Annotated in this window: 18 protein-coding genes; 13 read left to right on the forward strand and 5 right to left on the reverse strand. The window is 72.7% G+C overall.

All coding sequences use genetic code 11. From position 1 onward, the window contains the following. Window positions 1–75 precede the first annotated feature (75 nt). From D0D15_RS13310 to D0D15_RS13320, 3 genes are all read left to right on the forward strand, one after another. On the forward strand, window positions 76–1,170 hold the full coding sequence (locus tag D0D15_RS13310; RefSeq protein ID WP_115944467.1) for a glycosyltransferase: 1,095 nt from the start codon (window positions 76–78) through the stop codon (window positions 1,168–1,170). Between the two features lie 44 nt (window positions 1,171–1,214). After that, window positions 1,215–1,457, forward strand: a complete 243-nt coding sequence (locus D0D15_RS13315) for a DUF2630 family protein (RefSeq protein WP_094007948.1) — start codon at window positions 1,215–1,217, stop codon at window positions 1,455–1,457. 101 nt (window positions 1,458–1,558) lie between these two features. After that, on the forward strand, window positions 1,559–2,173 hold the full coding sequence (locus D0D15_RS13320) for an FMN reductase (protein ID WP_094007949.1): 615 nt from the start codon (window positions 1,559–1,561) through the stop codon (window positions 2,171–2,173). On the opposite strand, the gene D0D15_RS13325 is transcribed toward D0D15_RS13320, so the two are convergent. Genes D0D15_RS13325 through D0D15_RS13340 form a run of 4 tightly spaced genes read right to left on the reverse strand, consistent with a single transcriptional unit; the run spans window position 2,157 to window position 6,518 of the window. Continuing rightward, window positions 2,157–3,317, reverse strand: coding sequence for an acyl-CoA dehydrogenase family protein (locus D0D15_RS13325; protein ID WP_115944468.1), 1,161 nt, complete (start codon window positions 3,315–3,317; stop codon window positions 2,157–2,159). The two genes, D0D15_RS13320 and D0D15_RS13325, sit on opposite strands and share 17 nt — an antisense overlap. 14 nt (window positions 3,318–3,331) lie before the next feature. After that, window positions 3,332–4,834 (reverse strand): 3-hydroxyacyl-CoA dehydrogenase, encoded by a 1,503-nt coding sequence (locus D0D15_RS13330; protein ID WP_094007951.1) that lies wholly within the window; start codon window positions 4,832–4,834, stop codon window positions 3,332–3,334. Continuing rightward, the gene (locus D0D15_RS13335; RefSeq protein ID WP_094007952.1) at window positions 4,831–5,586 is read right to left on the reverse strand and encodes a CoA-transferase subunit beta; all 756 of its coding nucleotides are present in this window, start codon (window positions 5,584–5,586) and stop codon (window positions 4,831–4,833) included. Before D0D15_RS13335 ends, D0D15_RS13330 begins: the two co-directional genes overlap by 4 nt. Then, window positions 5,583–6,518, reverse strand: a complete 936-nt coding sequence (locus D0D15_RS13340) for a CoA transferase subunit A (RefSeq protein WP_115944469.1) — start codon at window positions 6,516–6,518, stop codon at window positions 5,583–5,585. Before D0D15_RS13340 ends, D0D15_RS13335 begins: the two co-directional genes overlap by 4 nt. Before the next feature lie 108 nt (window positions 6,519–6,626). Between D0D15_RS13340 and D0D15_RS13345 the strand changes: the two genes are divergently transcribed. From D0D15_RS13345 to D0D15_RS13365, 5 genes are all read left to right on the forward strand, one after another. After that, complete coding sequence (locus D0D15_RS13345; protein ID WP_115944470.1) at window positions 6,627–7,526, forward strand: LysR family transcriptional regulator; 900 nt, start codon at window positions 6,627–6,629, stop codon at window positions 7,524–7,526. Between the two features lie 107 nt (window positions 7,527–7,633). Beyond that, window positions 7,634–8,944, forward strand: a complete 1,311-nt coding sequence (locus D0D15_RS13350; protein ID WP_094007955.1) for an MFS transporter — start codon at window positions 7,634–7,636, stop codon at window positions 8,942–8,944. 14 nt (window positions 8,945–8,958) lie between these two features. Next, a complete protein-coding gene (locus D0D15_RS13355; protein ID WP_094007956.1) occupies window positions 8,959–9,417 on the forward strand; it encodes a MaoC family dehydratase in 459 nt (152 codons plus the stop codon). A gap of 186 nt (window positions 9,418–9,603) precedes the next feature. After that, entirely contained in the window at window positions 9,604–9,816 is a 213-nt protein-coding gene (locus D0D15_RS13360) for a hypothetical protein (RefSeq protein WP_198958348.1), read from the forward strand. Window positions 9,817–9,894: 78 nt separating this feature from the next. Continuing rightward, window positions 9,895–10,410: a lytic polysaccharide monooxygenase auxiliary activity family 9 protein gene (locus tag D0D15_RS13365; protein WP_094007957.1), complete on the forward strand. Its 516-nt coding sequence runs from the start codon at window positions 9,895–9,897 to the stop codon at window positions 10,408–10,410. A gap of 45 nt (window positions 10,411–10,455) precedes the next feature. Here the strand turns inward: D0D15_RS13365 and D0D15_RS13370 are convergent, their stop codons facing one another. Further along, window positions 10,456–11,193 (reverse strand): IclR family transcriptional regulator, encoded by a 738-nt coding sequence (locus D0D15_RS13370; RefSeq protein ID WP_094007958.1) that lies wholly within the window; start codon window positions 11,191–11,193, stop codon window positions 10,456–10,458. Between the two features lie 48 nt (window positions 11,194–11,241). On the opposite strand from D0D15_RS13370, the gene D0D15_RS13375 reads away from it, so the two are divergent. The 5 genes from D0D15_RS13375 to D0D15_RS13395 are packed head-to-tail and all read left to right on the forward strand — an operon-like array spanning window position 11,242 to window position 16,171. Continuing rightward, window positions 11,242–12,513 (forward strand): MFS transporter, encoded by a 1,272-nt coding sequence (locus D0D15_RS13375; protein ID WP_094007959.1) that lies wholly within the window; start codon window positions 11,242–11,244, stop codon window positions 12,511–12,513. Continuing rightward, entirely contained in the window at window positions 12,510–13,583 is a 1,074-nt protein-coding gene (locus D0D15_RS13380; protein ID WP_094007960.1) for a cupin domain-containing protein, read from the forward strand. Before D0D15_RS13375 ends, D0D15_RS13380 begins: the two co-directional genes overlap by 4 nt. Continuing rightward, window positions 13,580–14,413, forward strand: coding sequence for a fumarylacetoacetate hydrolase family protein (locus D0D15_RS13385; RefSeq protein ID WP_094007961.1), 834 nt, complete (start codon window positions 13,580–13,582; stop codon window positions 14,411–14,413). The genes D0D15_RS13380 and D0D15_RS13385 overlap by 4 nt, the downstream gene beginning before the upstream one ends. Beyond that, entirely contained in the window at window positions 14,400–14,987 is a 588-nt protein-coding gene (locus D0D15_RS13390; RefSeq protein ID WP_233157454.1) for a maleylpyruvate isomerase family mycothiol-dependent enzyme, read from the forward strand. Before D0D15_RS13385 ends, D0D15_RS13390 begins: the two co-directional genes overlap by 14 nt. 11 nt (window positions 14,988–14,998) lie before the next feature. Then, complete coding sequence (locus tag D0D15_RS13395) at window positions 14,999–16,171, forward strand: FAD-dependent monooxygenase (RefSeq protein WP_094007962.1); 1,173 nt, start codon at window positions 14,999–15,001, stop codon at window positions 16,169–16,171. The last annotated feature ends 33 nt before the right edge of the window (window positions 16,172–16,204 follow it).

The raw sequence follows: 16,204 nt of genomic DNA on the forward strand, positions 1-16,204 counted from the left end.
AGAATCTCCCGACAAGACCGACTCTACCCCATCGGATCCGGTCCGTCACGGTCACCGCGTGGGAAACTGCCGTTCATGATCATCGTCGCGGCGGTCGCGCTGCTGGCCTGGCTGTGGCTGGCCGCGACCGGCTTCTGGCGCACTGACCAGCGGTTACCGCCCCGCCGGGAGCCCGCCGCGTGGCCGTCGGTGGCGGTCGTGGTACCCGCGCGCGACGAGACCGCGATCCTGCCGGAAACACTTCCGGCACTGCTCGCCCAGCGCTACCCGGGACCACTCCGGATGATCCTCGTCGACGACGGCAGCGGCGACGGCACCGCGGACGTCGCCCGCGCCCTCGGCGGCGAGCGGCTCACCGTCACCGCACCGGGTGAACGCCCGCCCGGCTGGACCGGCAAGCCGTGGGCGCTCGCGCACGGCGTCGCCCAGGCCGGCGAGCCCGACTTCCTGCTGTTCACCGACGCCGACATCGCCCACGGCCCGTACTCGGTCGCCGCGCTGGTCGCCTCCGCCGACGGCCGCGATCTGGTGTCCCAGATGGCCCGCCTGCGCACCCGCACCCGCTGGGAACGGCTGATCGTTCCCGCTTTCGTGTACTTCTTCGCGATGCTCTACCCGTTCCGGTGGGTCAACGGCCCCGGCCGCACCGCCGCGGCCGCCGGAGGCTGCTGCCTCGTGCGGCGCACCGCGCTCGAGCGGGCCCGCTGCCCGGCCGCGATCCGGGACGCGCTGATCGACGACGTCGCCCTCGGCCGCGCCATCAAGCGCGCCGGAGGCCGCATCTGGCTCGGACTGGCCGGGGACGTGCGCAGCGTCCGTCCCTACCCCACGCTGCGCTCCCTGTGGGACATGATCGCGCGCAGCGCCTACGCCCAGCTGCGGCACTCCCCGCTGCTCCTCGCCGGCACCGTGCTGGGCCTGGCCGTGGTCTTCCTCGCGCCCCCGGTGCTGACCTTCGCGGCCACCGGCGCTGTCCGCGTGCTGGCCCTCGCCGCGTGGGTGCTCATGACGGCGACCTTCGTCCCGATGCTGCGCTACTACCGGCAGCCGTGGCTCGCCGCGCCCCTGCTGCCCGTCATCGCCACGCTGTACCTGCTGATGACCGTCGGCTCGGCGGTGCGCCACTGGCGCGGGCTCGGCGCGACCTGGAAGGGGCGCAGCTACGGGTGATCGCGGGTACGGTCTGAAGCGGTGACCGGAACGAGGAGGGAACCATGGCCGACCAGGACATCATCGCCAACATCGACAAGCTGATCGCCGAGGAGCACGAGCTGCGGTCGCGGTCGGTCGGCGGGGGCCTGAGCGAGGAGGACCGGGCCCGGATGCGCCGGGTCGAGGAGCAGCTGGACCAGTGCTGGGACCTGCTCCGGCAGCGCCGGGCCGCGCGCGAGTTCGGTGAGGACCCCGACAAGGCGCAGGCCCGCCCGGTCGGCGAGGTCGAGTCCTACCGGCAGTAGGTCACGCCAACGCAGGACTCGCGTGCGTGAGCGTGGGACTCGCGCGCATGAACGCAGGACTCGCGTGCGCGAACGCGGGACTCGCGTGCGGGGTGAGGTCCATGTCCCGCACACTCGTGGTCGTCTCGGCCGGTCTGAGCAGCCCCTCCTCGACGCGGCTGCTGGGCGACCGCCTGGCCCAGGCCGCGGCCCGCGAGACCGGCGCCGGTGTCGAGGTCGTGGAGCTGCGCGACCTCGCCGGCGACATCGCGAACAACCTGGTCACCGGCTTCCCCAGCCCCAAGCTGGCCGGCGCGATCGAGACGGTGACCCGCGCCGACGGCCTGATCGTCGTCACGCCGATCTTCAACGCCTCCTACAGCGGCCTGTTCAAGTCGTTCTTCGACGTCATCGAGGCCGGTTCGCTGCGGGGCAAGCCGGTCCTGATCGCCGCGACCGCCGGCACCGCCCGGCACTCGCTCGCGCTGGAGTTCGCCCTGCGGCCGCTGTTCGCCTACCTGCGCGCCGACGTGATGCCGACCGCCGTCTTCGCCGCCGCCGAGGACTGGGGCAGCTCCGACGGCCCGGACGGCGACCTCACCGCCCGCATCGAGCGCGCCGCCGGTGAGCTGGCCACGGCGATGGGCGGGCGGCCCGCCGCCGCGCCCACCGGTGAGGACGAGTTCGTCCCCTTCGACCAGCAACTGGCCCGGCTGGGCATCACGTCATCGCGTTGACGCCGGTCAGGTCCCGGCCGATGATCAGCTTCTGCACCTGGCTGGTGCCCTCGTAGAGGGTGAGCACGCGGGCGTCGCGCACGTACTTGCCGACCGGGTACTCGTCGATGAACCCGTAGCCGCCGAACACCTGCAGGCAGTTGTTCGTCACGCGCACCGCGGTCTCGCTCGCGTGGTACTTCGCGGCCGAAGCGTCCGTGGCGTACTCCTTCGGCTTCATCCCGGCGTCGGCCATGCGCGCGACCTGGTGGGTGAGCAGGCGGGAGGCCTGCACGTCCACCGCGGCGTCCGCGAGCAGCTCCTGCACCAGCTGGAACGAGGCGATCGGCTTGCCGAACTGGTCCCGCTCGGTGGCGTAGCGGGTGGCCGCGTCCACGTCGTCGAGCGCCACGCCGACCGCGCCCGCGGCCACCGAGATCCGGCCGCGGGACAGCGTGCCGAGCGCGATGCCCAGGCCCTTGCCGACCTCCCCGAGCCGCGCCGAATCGGGCACGCGCACGTTGTCGTAGGTCAGCTCGGCGGTCGCCTGGCCACGCAGGCCGAGCTTGCCCTTGATCTCCCTGGCGGTGAACCCGGGGGAGCCGGTGGGCACCAGGAACGCGGTGATGCCGGTCTCGCTGGTGCGGGCGAACGTGAGCGCGACCTTGGCCCAGGTGCCGTTGGTGATGAACATCTTGCTGCCGTTGATCACCCAGTCGCCGCCGTCGCGCTCGGCGCGGGTGCTCAGTGACCCGGCGTCGGAGCCGGTGCCCGGTTCGGTGAGGCCGAAGCAGCCGAGCGCCTCACCGCTGATCAGCCGCGGCAGCCACTCCTGCTTCTGCTCCTCGGTGCCGTGCGCGGCGATCGTCTTCGACACCAGGCCGAGCGACACCGACACGATCCCGCGCACCGCCGAATCGCCGCGGCCCAGCTCCTCGGTGACCAGCACGTAGGACAGCATGTCGGCGTCCACCCCGCCGTAGCGCTCGTCCAGCGTCAGCCCGAGGAACCCCAGTTCCCCGAGCCGCCGCACCACGGACTGGTCGACGTGCTCGGCGCGGTCCCACTCGCGCGCGTTGGGCGCGATCTCGGCGTCGACGAACTCCGCCGCCATCCGGCGAAAGTCGCGCTGGGTCTCGGTGAGCCCGAAATCCCGTGCCAGCATGGCTCTTCTCCTTCTCAGACGTCTTCGGGCGCGATGCCGGCGGCGGTCAGCGGCAGGCCGAGCTGGGCGCGCTCGGTCAGCCACCGCGTCGGCCGGTAACGCGGGTCGCCGGTGGCCTGCTGCAGCGCGCGCTGCAGCGTGAGCAGCCGGGCCGGGCCCACCACGTCGCCCCAGGCCAGCGGCCCGCGCGGGTAGCCGAGCCCGAGCCGCACGCCCAGGTCGATGTCGTCCGGCGCGGCGATGCCCTGTTCGGCGATCGAGGCGGCGACCGACACGATCGAGGACACCAGCCGCTGCGCGACCCCGCCCTCGACGTCCCGCACCACCGAGACCGCCTTCTCGCCACGAGCCAGCACCGCGCGCGCGTCGCGGGCCGCGGCCGGGTCGGCGGCCGGGGTGATCGCCAGCACCCGGCGGCCGGTCCGGATCGACAGCGGGTCGACGCCGAACGTCCGCTCCGGCGGCAGGCCCTGCGCGGCGATCGCGGTCGCGACCGTGGTGCCCCACGTCGTGACGAGCGCGACCGCGTCGCCGGTGAGCGTGCCGGTGACCTTCGCCCCGGCCTCGGTCAGGGCGGCGCGCAGCTCGTCGTCGTCCGTCCACACCGGACGGTCGGCATCGCCGGTGATCGGCTTCTCCGCGGGCTTTTCCGCCCCCTCGGTGTAGTCGAACCAGCCCTGCTTCGTCTTGCGGCCGTGCAGGCCCGCCGCGACGCGGTTCGGCGTGAGGAACGACGCGCGCAGCCGGTCGGAGAAGCGGAACCCGGCCCAGATCGACTCGATCACCGTCGCGGTGACGTCCAGCCCGGTGAGGTCCATCAGCTCGAACGGGCCCATCTTCAAGCCCAGCACGTCCCGCGCGATGCGGTCCAGCTCGGCCGGTCCGGCGACCTGGCGCTCCAGCAGCGCGAGCGCCTCGGTGACCAGGCCGCGCCCGGCGTGGTTGATCAGGAAGCCCGGCGTGTCCGACACGACCACCGCGCTGTGCCCGGTCTCGCGGACGAGCGCGGAGACGCTGTCCACGACATCGGGCCGGGTGCGGGCGCCGGGGATCACCTCGACGATCTTCATCAGCGGCGCCGGGTTGAAGAAGTGCAGGCCGACCAGGCGGGACGGATCGGACAGCCGGGCGGCGATCTGCGTGACCGGCAGCGACGAGGTGTTGGTGGCGAACACCGTCGTGGCAGGCAGCGCCTTCTCCAGGTCGGTGAACAACGCGGCCTTGGTGTCCAGGTCCTCCCGGATCGCCTCGATCACCAGGTCCGGCTCGCCCGGCTGGGCGGGGGAGTCCAGTGGCACCAGCCGTGCGCCGATCGCGGCGGCCTCCTCGGCGGTGCTGCGGCCCTTCCGCACCGCCCGGTCGAGCATGCCGCGGACGAACTCCACGGCCTCGCCGACCGATTCCGGCCGGGCGTCGGCCAGCTCCACGGTGTGCCCGGCGGTCGCCGCCCACTGGGCGATCCCGCGGCCCATCACCCCGGTCCCGACGATCCTGATGCGCACGGTTCTCTCCTTCATCGCAGATACACCCGCTCCGGGTCGACATCCTCGCGCAGCAACCGTAGTTCGGCCTCGCTCGGCGGTGCGATCACCGTCACGTCGCCGGCGACCTTCAGCGGCCAGCCGGTGGCTTCACGCGCCTGCTCGACGGTGGCGCCGGGGTGCAGCGCGACCAGTTCCAGCTCCTCGCCGGGGCCGCCGCGCGCGAGGATGCCCAGCTCGGTGATCACCTTCGTGACGCCGAGCCCGGACGGCCGCACGCCGTCGGCGAGCGCGCGGTCCGGGCCGGGGGAGGTGCAGAAGTCCAGCTCGTCCACAAAGGACCGCGGGTCGTGGCGGCGCATCACCACGAACACCTCGCGGGAGTTCGCCATGACCTCCATCGCGCCCCCGGGGCCGGGCAGCCGCACCTTCGGCGAGTGCCAGTCGCCGATCACCGACGAGTTCAGGTTGCCCCAGCGGTCGATCTGCGCGGCGCCGAGGAACCCGACGTCGATGTGCCCGCCCTGCAGCACGTACCCGAACAACGCGGGCATCGACAGCACGGCCTCGGCGCCGGTGATCAGCACCGCGTCGGCGATCGTCTCGGGCAGGTGCGAGGGGTGCGCCCCGCACACGCCGGATTCGTAGACGATCTCCAGATCGGGTGCCACGGTCAGGTGCGCCAGCGACGCGGCCAGCGTGGGCAGGCCGATCCCGGCGAACACCGTGCGCTTGCCCGCCAGCTCGCGGGAGGCGACGACGGACAGGACTTCGCTCGACGTGGTCACTTCTGCAGCCTCCGTCCGTAGTTCACCGGTTCGCTCCAGGCTTCGCCGACGGCCAGGCCCGCCCAGGACTCCGCGCCCAGCTTGGCGACGTACTCGGCGTGGTCGGCGGTGCCGTGCACCCACTCCGCCATCCACGCGGCCAGCTTTTCCTTGTCCCTGCTGATGCCCGACCACGCGCGGTAGAAGGCGTTGTCGCGGTCGTAGTAGCCCTGCGCGAACGACGGGTGCGCGCCGCGCGGGACCTCGACCACCGCGTCCACGGCGTGCGCGGGCACGACCGTGCGGTTGGGGTCGCTGCGGATCACCTCGTCGGCGACGATCTCCTCGACCACCACGATCGCCTTCTCCGCGGCGTACACCGCCTCGGCCTGGATGCCGGTCAGGCCCCAGATCTGGGTGTTGCCGGCCCGGTCGGCGCGCTGGGCGTGGATGATCGTGACGTCCGGGTTGACCGGCGGGACGACGTAGATCTGCTCGTCGCCGTAGGGCGAGGCGACCTTGCGGATGTCCGGGTTGACCCGCGGCAGGTCGGAGCCGGCGTAGGAGCGCAGCGGGTAGAACGGCAGGCGCTGCGCCCCGGCGAGGTAGCGGCAGATCATGCCGTAGTGGCTGTACTCCTCGAACTCCAGCGGTTCGGGGTCGGCGTGCTCGACGCGGCGGCGCAGCCTGCCCAGCGACCCGGCCGAGGAGTTGCCGACGAACGACGACACCAGCTTGCGCACGCAGCCGCCGGCGAGCATCTGGTCGACGACGATGTCCGCGGTCATCCGGACCACCGTGAGGTCGCGGCGGCCCTGCCGGATGATCTCGTGCCCGGCCGCGGTGGGGATGAGGTGCGTGAACCCTTCCAGCGAGACGGTGTCCCCGTCGTGCACGAAGGCCGCGACCGCGTCGCGCAGGCTCATCGTCTTGTCCGGACCCGGGCGGGGCATCGTCGCGCTCCTCGAAGGTTCGTGGGTTGGGGCGGTCTTCACCGTGCCAGGAACATTGATTAGAGTCCAATACCGAATTCGGGTCAGATCAAGACGGAGACGGTAATAATGGAGTTGCGTTATCTGACGTCGTTCCTGGCGGTGGCGGAGGAGCTGCACTTCGGGCGCGCCGCCAAGCGGTTGCAGATGGCGCAGCCGCCGCTGTCCCAGCAGATCCGGCAGCTGGAGAAGGAGCTCGGGGTCCAGCTGTTCGAACGCAACACCCGGTCGGTGCGGCTGACCAGCGCGGGCGAGTCGTTCCTGGGCCCGGTGCGGCGGGTGATGGAGGACCTGGACATCGCGACGAAGGCGGCGCCGGCGGCCGGGCGGGGCGAGTACGGGCGCGTGACGGTGGGGTTCGCGGGGGCGTCGAGCCACGAGAGCCTGCCGCTGCTGACCCGGGCGGTGCGGGCCGCGCACCCCGGGCTGGAGCTGGTGATGCGCGGGCAGACCTACGCCAACGTCGCGCTGGCGCGGGTCGCGGACGGTTCGCTGGACCTGGGGTTCGTGCGGTTGCCGATCACCCAGCCCGGCGTGGCGGCGCGGGTGATCGACGAGGAGGAGATGATCTGCGCGCTGCCGTCGGATCATCCGCTGGCCCGCCTGGACGAGGTGCCGGTGGAGGCGCTGGCGGAGGAGCCGTTCGTGAGTTTCCCGGCCAACGCGGGGTCGAGCGTGCGGGACGCGACGGTGCGGGTGTGCGTGTCCGCCGGGTTCAACCCGCGGGTGGTGCAGGAGGCGCCGGACTCGTACACGATCCTGGCTCTGGTGGCCGCCGGGGTCGGGGTGACCCTGACACTGTCGTCCTGCCAGCACATCCAGCAGACGGGGCTGGCGTACCGGCGGCTGGCCGGGGAGCCGGTGCGGTTGCAGGCCGCGCTGGCCTGGCGGCCGGACAACCCCTCGGCGGCGTTGCGGACGGTGCTGGCCATCGCGGAACAAGCCCTGCCGACGCCCGTCCGCGATTGAGACGATCACCGTCTTGCCGAGGTGCTCATTCGGTATTGGACTCTTCTAGGTCCTGTTTGGCACGGTGTCCAGCAACACGGGATCTCAAGGGAGAGAGAAAAACACGCATGAGCACGGCCACGGCGGCCAGGCGAGCGGGCATCGGGTCGTTCATCGGCTCGACCATCGAATGGTTCGACTTCTACATCTACGGCACCGCGTCGGCGCTGGTCTTCGACAAGGTCTTCTTCCCCGAGCTGGACGGCGCGCTGGGCACGCTCGTCGCGTTCGCCACGTTCTGGGTGGGTTTCCTCGCCCGGCCGCTGGGCGGGATCGTCTTCGGCCACTACGGTGACCGGCTCGGCCGCAAGAAGACGCTGGTCATCACGCTGCTCATGATGGGCATCTCGACCACGCTGATCGGCGTCCTGCCCTCCTACGCCCAGATCGGCGTCGCCGCGCCGATTCTGCTCATCGTGATCCGCATGGTGCAGGGCATCGGCCTCGGCGGGGAGTGGGGCGGTTCCGTCCTCATCGCCTCCGAGCACGCGCCCAAGGGCAAGTCGATCCTCTACGGCGCGTTCGCCCAGCAGGGCTCGCCCGTCGGCAACACCCTGAGCACGGTCAGCTTCCTGGCGATCAGCCAGCTGCCGGACGACGCGTTCACCTCGTGGGGCTGGCGGGTGCCGTTCCTGTTCTCCGCGCTGCTGGTGATCGTCGGCCTGTTCATCCGGCTGCGGGTGGCCGAATCGCCCGCGATGGCGAACCTCATCGAGAAGAAGGCGGTCGCCAAGCTGCCGTTCACCGAGGTGCTGCGGACCCAGCCGCTGCTGATCGTCCTCGGCATCGGGGCGTGCACCATCGGGCTGTCCGCCACGTACTTCAAGTCGACGTTCGCGCTGTCCTGGGCCACCTCGGACCTCAGCTTCGACAAGAGCTCCTTCCTGACGATCATCCTGGTCGCCAACATCACCCAGATCCTGGTGCAGCCGTGGGGCGCGCTGATCGCGACGAAGATGCGCAGCTGGTCCCGCGCGGTGATCGTGATGCTGGTGCCGGAGATCCTGCTGATGCCGCTGATGTTCCTGTTCATCAGCACGGAGAACTACGCGCTGGCGATGGTCGGCACGGTGATCGCGACCGTCCCGCACTGCCTGTACTACGCGGCGCTGGCCGGGATGCTCGCCAGCCGCTTCCCGGCGAACGTGCGCTACACCGGAATTTCCCTGTGCTACCAGCTGTGCGGCACGCTGCTCGGCGGCACCACGCCGATCGTGGGCCAGTTCCTGCTGAGCCAGACCGGATCGATCGTCGCCGTGATCGTGTACGCGGTGTTCCAGGTGCTGCTGACGCTGGGCTGCATGCTCGCGTTGCTGCGCAAGCCCAACTACGACGAGCGCGCCGGCGAGGCGTCGGGCGCGCAGGCCGTCGCGGCCTGAGGGGAGTGGCTGCGATGCCGGTGGTGGCGAACGGGATCCCGGAGATCCTGGCCTTGCAGGGGCGCGACCTGGGGTACTCGGCGTGGCGGGAGGTGACGCAGGAGCTGATCGACGCCTACGCCGAGGTGTCCGGGGACCACCAGTGGATCCACACCGACCCCGAGCGCGCCGCGCGGGGCCCGTTCGGCCGCACGATCGCCCACGGGTACATGACGCTGAGCTGGGGCATCCCGATGGTCGCCGAGCTGCTGCAGGTCACCGGCGTCGGGATGGCGCTGAACTACGGCGTGAACAAGGTCCGCTTCCCGGCGCCCGTCCCGGTGGGCAGCCGGGTGCGCCTGCACGCCGAGATCGCCGCGGTGGAGGAGGTCGGCCGCGGCGGGGTGCAGGTGACGCGGAAGTTCACGTTCGAGATCGAGGGTTCGGAGAAACCGGCCTGCGTGGCGGAATCCCTGACGCGCTACTACCCGTAGGGCGGATCGCGGAGGCCGTGTGGGAGGTGTGCCGGGACGGGCGGTACGTCCCGATCACCCGCAAGTAGCTCGGCGAACCGTGGAGCATCGCCACCGTGCCCGGTGCCGGCTACCGGATCGCCCACGGGCAGTGCCCATGGATAGGCGCGCGGGCTACGCGCCCGGCTGAAACTCCTCCTCGCCGGCGTGATCCTGCTGGCCGTGGTCTGGTTGTTCCTGACGTGGTCCGTGCCGGACCGCGGGCAGCTCATCCAAGCGCTCCTCGGGCTGGCCGCCGGGCTGGGACTGGAGCGGGTGACGGTGCATTCGTCGTCCCGGGCGGTGGCGGCCTACCGGCGGCACGGGTTCGCGGCCTCGCCGCGGCTGCTGCACGCGGTGCTCGTCCCGCCGGCCCGTTGACCGCGAACGAACTTCACGTTATGGTCCATACCACATGGTCTAGACCAAAGAAGTCCAGGTTCGCCCCAAGGAGCCGACATGACCATGAGACGACGCATCGCGACCATCGCCGCCGGGGCGGCTCTCGCTCCCCTCGCCCTCGTGGCCCTCCCGGGCACCGCCAGCGCCCACGGCTACGTCAACTCGCCGCCCAGCAGGCAGGCCCAGTGCGCCCAGGGGATCGTGCCCTGCGGCGACATCAAGTACGAACCGCAGAGCGTGGAGGGTCCCAAGGGCCTGCGCAGCTGCAGCGGGGGCAACACCCGTTTCGCCGAGCTGGACGACGACGGCAAGGGCTGGCGCGCCACCCCGGTCGGCGGCACCGTGACCTTCACCTGGAGGCTGACCGCCCAGCACCGCACCAGCACGTGGGAGTACTACATCGGCGACCGGCGCGTCGGCTTCGTCGACGACCACGGTGCCCAGCCGCCGGCGACCGTCTCCCACCCGGTCGACCTCACCGGCTTCACCGGACGGCAGAAGCTGCTCGCGGTCTGGAACGTCGCCGACACCGCCAACGCCTTCTACGCCTGCGTCGACCTGCAGATCGGCTGACCCGCGGGTGGTCCCGCGCCCGTCCGCGCGGGGCCGCCACCCCGATCAGCCGTCTCCCAGGTCGCGGGCGATCGCCGTCGCGGTGGCGGACAGGGCGCCCACCCAGGTGGGCAGCACGTCGTGGTCGAAGCGGGCCGACGGGAGCGCCACCGAGACCGCCGCCGCGGGCTCGTCGGCGCCGGGCCACGGGATCGCCACCCCGACGGCCGTCAGCCCGGTCTCGGTGAGCTGGTCGTTGATCGCGAAGCCGCGCCGCCGGATCAGGCCCAGCTCGCGCCGCAGCCGGGTCAGGTTCACGTCCGTCCCGGCGTACCGGCGCGTCAGCTCGGCCGCCGGCAGCGCGGCCAGCAGCGCCTTGCCGCCCGACGCGAGGTGCGCGGGCAGCACCCGCCCGGCCCGGTCGCCCACGCGCAGGATCTGGTCGCACTCCACCGAAGCCAGGAACCGCGCCTCCGTCCCGGCCAGCACCTGCAGGTTCACCGTCTCCCGCACCCGCGCCACCAGCGCCCGCAGGTGGGGCATCGCCACCTCGCGCAGCAACGCCACCGGCGCGCCGACCGGATCGGCCGGCCGCAGCACCGGCCCCGCCCGGTAGCGGCGGTCCGGCCCCTGCTCGGCGAAATCCCGGTACACCAGCATCGCCAGCAGCCGGTGCGCCGTCGACCGCGACACCCCCAGCCGCGCCGCCGCCTCCGACACCCCCAGCGGCCCCTCCTGCAGCATCGTCGCGAGGTGCAGCGCGTGGTCGACCGAGTCGATCGCGTACGGCGGTTTGTTCTTCACAGCAGAATTGTAGATCCCTGCTGACAGAACCTCGCTTACGTTCCTCGCATGCCCGCCCCACCGCGCAACGTCGCGCCCCTGGTGACCGCCCTGTGCTGGGTGGTCGTCGTGTTCGACGGATACGACCTCATCGTCTACGGCACGGTCCTGCCGCAGCTGCTCACCGAACCCGGCTGGAACCTGACCAGCAGCACCGCCGGCCTGCTCGGCAGCCTCGCCTTCCTCGGCATGCTGCTCGGCGCCCTGCTCGCCGGCCGCCTGGCCGACGCGCTCGGCCGCCGCCGGACCATCCTGGCCTGCACCGCCTGGTTCTCGGTGTTCACCGCGCTCTGCGCGATCGCCCCGGACCCGGTCGTCTTCGGCGCCTTCCGCCTGCTCGCCGGGCTCGGCCTGGGCGGCCTCGTGCCCTCGGCCAACGCCCTGGGCAGCGAGTTCGTCCCCGCCCGCAGCCGCTCGCTGGTCGCCACGCTGATGATGTCCGGTGTCCCGATCGGCGGCAGCCTCGCCGCGCTGATCGGCATCGCGGTCCTGCCCCGCTACGGCTGGCCGGCGATGTTCGCGATCGCCCTGCTCGCGCTCGTCCTCGTGCTGCCGCTGTGCGCGTGGCTGCTGCCCGAATCCCCGGCCTGGCTGCGCGCCAAGGGCCGCATCGCGCAAGCCGAGGCACTGGAACGCAAGTACTCCCTCGTACCGGAGACGGAAACCGTGCCGCACCGGGGTTTCCGCGCCCTGCTGAAGCCGCCCTGCACCCGCGCCACCGTGCTGTTCGCCCTCGCCACGCTGGCGACGCTGTTCGCCTGGTACGGGCTGGGCACCTGGCTGCCGCAGCTGATGCGGCAGAGCGGGTTCGACCTCGGCTCCGCGCTGACGTTCCTGCTCGCGCTCAACCTCGGCGCCGTCGGCGGCTCGCTGGTCACCGCGTGGGCCGGCGCCCGCCTCGGCCCGCGCCGGGCCGCCGTGCTCGCCGCGGCCGTCGCCGCCGCCGGCCTGCTCGTGCTGGTGCTGCGCCCGTCGCAGGCGGGCGCCTACCTCGCGCTGGTCCTGGCCGGCGTCGGCACCCACGGCACGCAGTGCCTGATCATCGCCGCGGTCGCCGACCACTACCCGGCCCCGCTGCGCGGCTCCGCGCTCGGCTCGGCGCTGGGCATCGGCCGCATCGGCGCCGTGCTCGCCCCGCAGGCCGGCGGCTGGCTGCTGGCCGCCGGGTTCGGCGTCACCGCCAACTTCCTCGTGTTCGCCATCGGCGCGGCCGTCGCCAGCGGCTTCGTCTGGGCCTGCCCCCGTCCCGTCATCCGTAAGGAAGGAGTGGTCACCCGATGACCAGCAACCAGCCCGAGCCGTCCCCCGAACTCGACGAGCTGTACCGGGGGTTCGCCGAGGAACTCCTCGTTCCACTGTGGACCGAGATCGGCGACCTGATGCCGATGAGCCCGTCCCCGGCGATGCGCCCGCACGCCTGGCGCTGGAAGACCCTGCTGCCGCTCGCGGAAAAGGCCGGCGAGCTGGTGCCGGTCGGCCGCGGCGGCGAGCGGCGCGCCATCGCGCTCGCCAACCCGGGGCTCGGCGGCGCGCCGTACGCGACGCCGACCCTGTGGGCGGCGATCCAGTACCTCGGCCCGGGCGAGAACGCGCCCGAGCACCGGCACACGCAGAACGCGTTCCGGTTCGTCGTCGAGGGCGAAGGCGTGTGGACGGTCGTCGACGGCGACCCGGTCGCCATGCGCCGCGGCGACTTCCTGCTCACCCCCGGCTGGCACTTCCACGGCCACCACAACACCTCCAGCGAGCCGATGGCCTGGATCGACGGCCTGGACATCCCGTTCGTGCACTACACCGGCTCGGCGTTCTTCGAGTTCGGCCCGGAGCGGGTGTCCAGCACCGACACCCCGGAGCGCTCCCGCGCCGAGCGGCTGTGGGCCCACCCCGGCCTGCGCCCGGTGTCGCAGACCGCGCCCGCGGTGCACTCGCCGATCGCCGCCTACCGGTGGGAGCACACCGACGCCGCGCTGACCGACCAGCTCGCCCTGGAGGACGAGGGCTACCCGGGCGTGGTCGAGCCGGGTCACGCCGCGATCCGCTTCACCAACCCGACCACCGGCGGCGACGTCATGCCGACCATCCGCGCCGAGTTCCACCGGCTGCGTCCCGGCGCGGAAACCGCGCCGCGGCAGGAGGTCGGCTCCGCCGTGTGGCAGGTGTTCGACGGCTCCGGCACGGTCCGCGTCGCCGATCAGGAGTGGACCGTCGACCACGGTGACCTGTTCGTCGTGCCGTCCTGGGCCGAGGTGACCCTGGCCGCCGACACGCAGCTGGACCTGTTCCGGTTCAGCGACACCCCGATCTTCGAGCGACTGCACGCCGACCGCGTGCGGGTGGGAGGACAGCAGTGAAACTCGCGACCCTGCGCACCGCCGAGGGCACCCGCGCGATCCGCGTCGAGGGCGAGCGGTACGCCGAACTCGGCGCGCCGGATGTCGGCGCCTTCCTCGCCCAGGAGGACTGGCGCGCCCAGGCCGGAGCGGTCACGCCGGAGCGGCCGCTGGCGGGTGCCGGCCTCGCCCCGGTCGTGCCGCGGCCGGGCAAGATCCTGTGCGTCGGCCTGAACTACCGCAACCACATCCTGGAGATGGGCCGCGAGCTGCCGCGGTACCCGACGCTGTTCGCCAAGTACCCGGAGGCGCTCGTCGGCCCGGCCGACCCGATCGCGCTGCCGCCCGAATCGGACGCCGTGGACTGGGAGGCCGAGCTGGCGCTGGTCATCGGCGCGACCGTGCGCCGCGCGAGCGAGACCGAGGCGGCCGCCGCGATCGCCGGGTTCAGCGTCCTCAACGACGTCACCACCCGCGACTGGCAGTACCGGTCGCCGATGTGGTTGCAGGGCAAGACGTTCGAGGGAACCACCCCGTTCGGCCCGTACCTGGTGACCCCGGACGAGCTGCCCGGCGGCACCACACCCGCCCTGGACCTGAGCTGCTCGGTCGACGGCGAGCAGGTGCAGAAGGCGAACACCGGCGACCTGGTGTTCGGCCCGGTCGACCTGGTCCGGTACGCGTCCACGATCCTGACGCTGCGGCCCGGCGACGTGATCGCCACCGGCACGCCCGGCGGAGTGGGCCACGCCCGCAAGCCGCCGCGCTACCTGTCCGGCGGCGCCCGGCTGGTCACCGAGATCAGCGGCCTGGGCCGGCTGGAGAACGTGGCGCGTGATGAGCACGCGTGACTGGATGGACGAGGGCACCCGGCTGGTCCTCGGGGTGATCGGCGAGCTGTCCGACGCGGAGTTCGACGCGCCGACGCTGCTGCCCGGCTGGACCCGCCGCCACCTCGTCGCGCACCTGCACTACAACGCCGAAGCGCTGCGGCGCCTGGTCAGCTGGGCCCGCACCGGGGTCGAATCACGCATGTACGCGAGCACCGAGCAGCGCAACGCCGAGATCGAGGCGGGCGCGCGGCTGCCCGTGACCGAACTGCGCCGCCTGGTGCGGGAATCGGCGGACGCGCTGGCCGCGGACCTGGACGGACTCCCGGACGCGGCGTGGGCCAGCCAGGTGGTCACGGCGCAGGGCCGGACCGTGCCGGCCACCGAGATCGTCTGGATGCGCACCCGCGAGGTCGCCGTGCACGCGGCCGATCTCGACCGCGGCGTGGGGTTCGGCGATCTGCCCGCCGACCTGGTCGAGGCCCTGATCGGCGACGCGCTCAAGCGCCGGATCACGCAGGGGCACGGGCCCGCGCTCGCGCGCTGGCTCACCGGACGCACCGGCCAGGCCCCCGAACTCGGCCCGTGGTTGTAGGAGGAGAGGACATGACCGACACCGATGTCGTGGTGGTCGGGGGCGGGATCGGCGGGCTGGCCAACGCCCTCGCCCTCGCCGCGGCCGGGCAGCGCGTCCGCGTGCTGGAGCGCGCGCCCGCGTTCGCCGAGGTGGGCGCCGGGCTGCAGCTGGCGCCCAACGCCACCCGGATCCTGCGCGAGTGGGGCCTGCTCGACGAGGTCGTCGCGCGCGGGGTGCTGCCGCGGCGGCTCGTGCTCAAGGACGCGCTCGACGGCGCCGAGCTGACCTCGATGGACCTCGGTCCGGGGTTCGTCGAGCGCTACGGCGCGCCGTACGTGGTGATCCACCGCAGCGACCTGCTGACGATCCTGCACGACGCGTGCGCCCGCGCCGGGGTCGAGCTGCTGGCCGACCACAAGGTGGACGACGTCGAGGTGCTGTCCGAGGGCGTGCGCGTGCGGGCGGGGGAGCGGGAGTTCGCGGCGGGCGCGGCGCTGGCGGCCGACGGGTTGTGGTCGTCGCTGCGGCCGCGGCTGTCCGGCGACCAGCCGGTGTGCTCGGGTTACGTCGCCTACCGCGGCACCCGCCCGGTGGCCGAGGTGACCGGGCTGGACTCCGACGTGCTCACCGACGTGGTCGTCCACTTCGGACCACGGTGTCACCTGGTGCAGTACCCGCTGCGGGGCGGGGAACTGCTCAACACGGTCGCGGTGTTCGCCTCGCCCGCGTACGCGCGCGGCGAGGCGGAGTGGGGCGGCCCGGAGGAGCTGGACGCGGCGTTCGAGGGCACGTGCGACGCGGTGCGGCGTGGCCTGGCGTGGCTGTGGCGGGACCGGCGGTGGCCGATGTACGACCGGCTGCCGGTGGACCGCTGGGTCGACGGGCGGCTGGCCCTGACCGGCGACGCGGCGCACCCGATGTTGCAGTACCTCGCGCAGGGGGCGTGCCAGGCCCTGGAGGACGCGCACAGCCTCGCCGGGGAGGTCGCGAAGCAGCAGGCCGCGGCGGCGCTGGACTGGCCGTCCGCGCTCGCGGCCTACGAACAGGCCCGCACGGCGCGGACGGCGCGGGTGCAGTCGAGCGCCCGGGTGTGGGGCGAGCTGTGGCACTGCGACGGCCTCGCCCGGCTGCTGCGCAACCAGTACCTGAGCGAACGCCGCCTGGACGACTACCGCTGGACCGACTGGCTCTACCAGCCGTGAGCCGGTGCCGGGACGCCCCGCCGGGTGCGGGGT

The organism is Amycolatopsis thermalba (assembly GCF_003385215.1).
Classification (GTDB): Bacteria; Actinomycetota; Actinomycetes; order Mycobacteriales; family Pseudonocardiaceae; genus Amycolatopsis_E; species Amycolatopsis_E thermalba.

Coding starts and splice junctions, on each gene's coding strand:
- D0D15_RS13395 (WP_094007962.1), top strand. CDS start 14,999: ATGACCGACACCGATGTCGTGGTGGTCGGGGGCGGGATCGGCGGGCTG.
- D0D15_RS13380 (WP_094007960.1), top strand. CDS start 12,510: ATGACCAGCAACCAGCCCGAGCCGTCCCCCGAACTCGACGAGCTGTAC.
- D0D15_RS13390 (WP_233157454.1), top strand. CDS start 14,400: ATGAGCACGCGTGACTGGATGGACGAGGGCACCCGGCTGGTCCTCGGG.
- D0D15_RS13330 (WP_094007951.1), bottom strand. CDS start 4,834: ATGAAGGAGAGAACCGTGCGCATCAGGATCGTCGGGACCGGGGTGATG.
- D0D15_RS13325 (WP_115944468.1), bottom strand. CDS start 3,317: ATGCTGGCACGGGATTTCGGGCTCACCGAGACCCAGCGCGACTTTCGC.
- D0D15_RS13320 (WP_094007949.1), top strand. CDS start 1,559: ATGTCCCGCACACTCGTGGTCGTCTCGGCCGGTCTGAGCAGCCCCTCC.
- D0D15_RS13375 (WP_094007959.1), top strand. CDS start 11,242: ATGCCCGCCCCACCGCGCAACGTCGCGCCCCTGGTGACCGCCCTGTGC.
- D0D15_RS13315 (WP_094007948.1), top strand. CDS start 1,215: ATGGCCGACCAGGACATCATCGCCAACATCGACAAGCTGATCGCCGAG.
- D0D15_RS13365 (WP_094007957.1), top strand. CDS start 9,895: ATGACCATGAGACGACGCATCGCGACCATCGCCGCCGGGGCGGCTCTC.
- D0D15_RS13345 (WP_115944470.1), top strand. CDS start 6,627: ATGGAGTTGCGTTATCTGACGTCGTTCCTGGCGGTGGCGGAGGAGCTG.
- D0D15_RS13310 (WP_115944467.1), top strand. CDS start 76: ATGATCATCGTCGCGGCGGTCGCGCTGCTGGCCTGGCTGTGGCTGGCC.
- D0D15_RS13350 (WP_094007955.1), top strand. CDS start 7,634: ATGAGCACGGCCACGGCGGCCAGGCGAGCGGGCATCGGGTCGTTCATC.
- D0D15_RS13340 (WP_115944469.1), bottom strand. CDS start 6,518: ATGCCCCGCCCGGGTCCGGACAAGACGATGAGCCTGCGCGACGCGGTC.
- D0D15_RS13355 (WP_094007956.1), top strand. CDS start 8,959: ATGCCGGTGGTGGCGAACGGGATCCCGGAGATCCTGGCCTTGCAGGGG.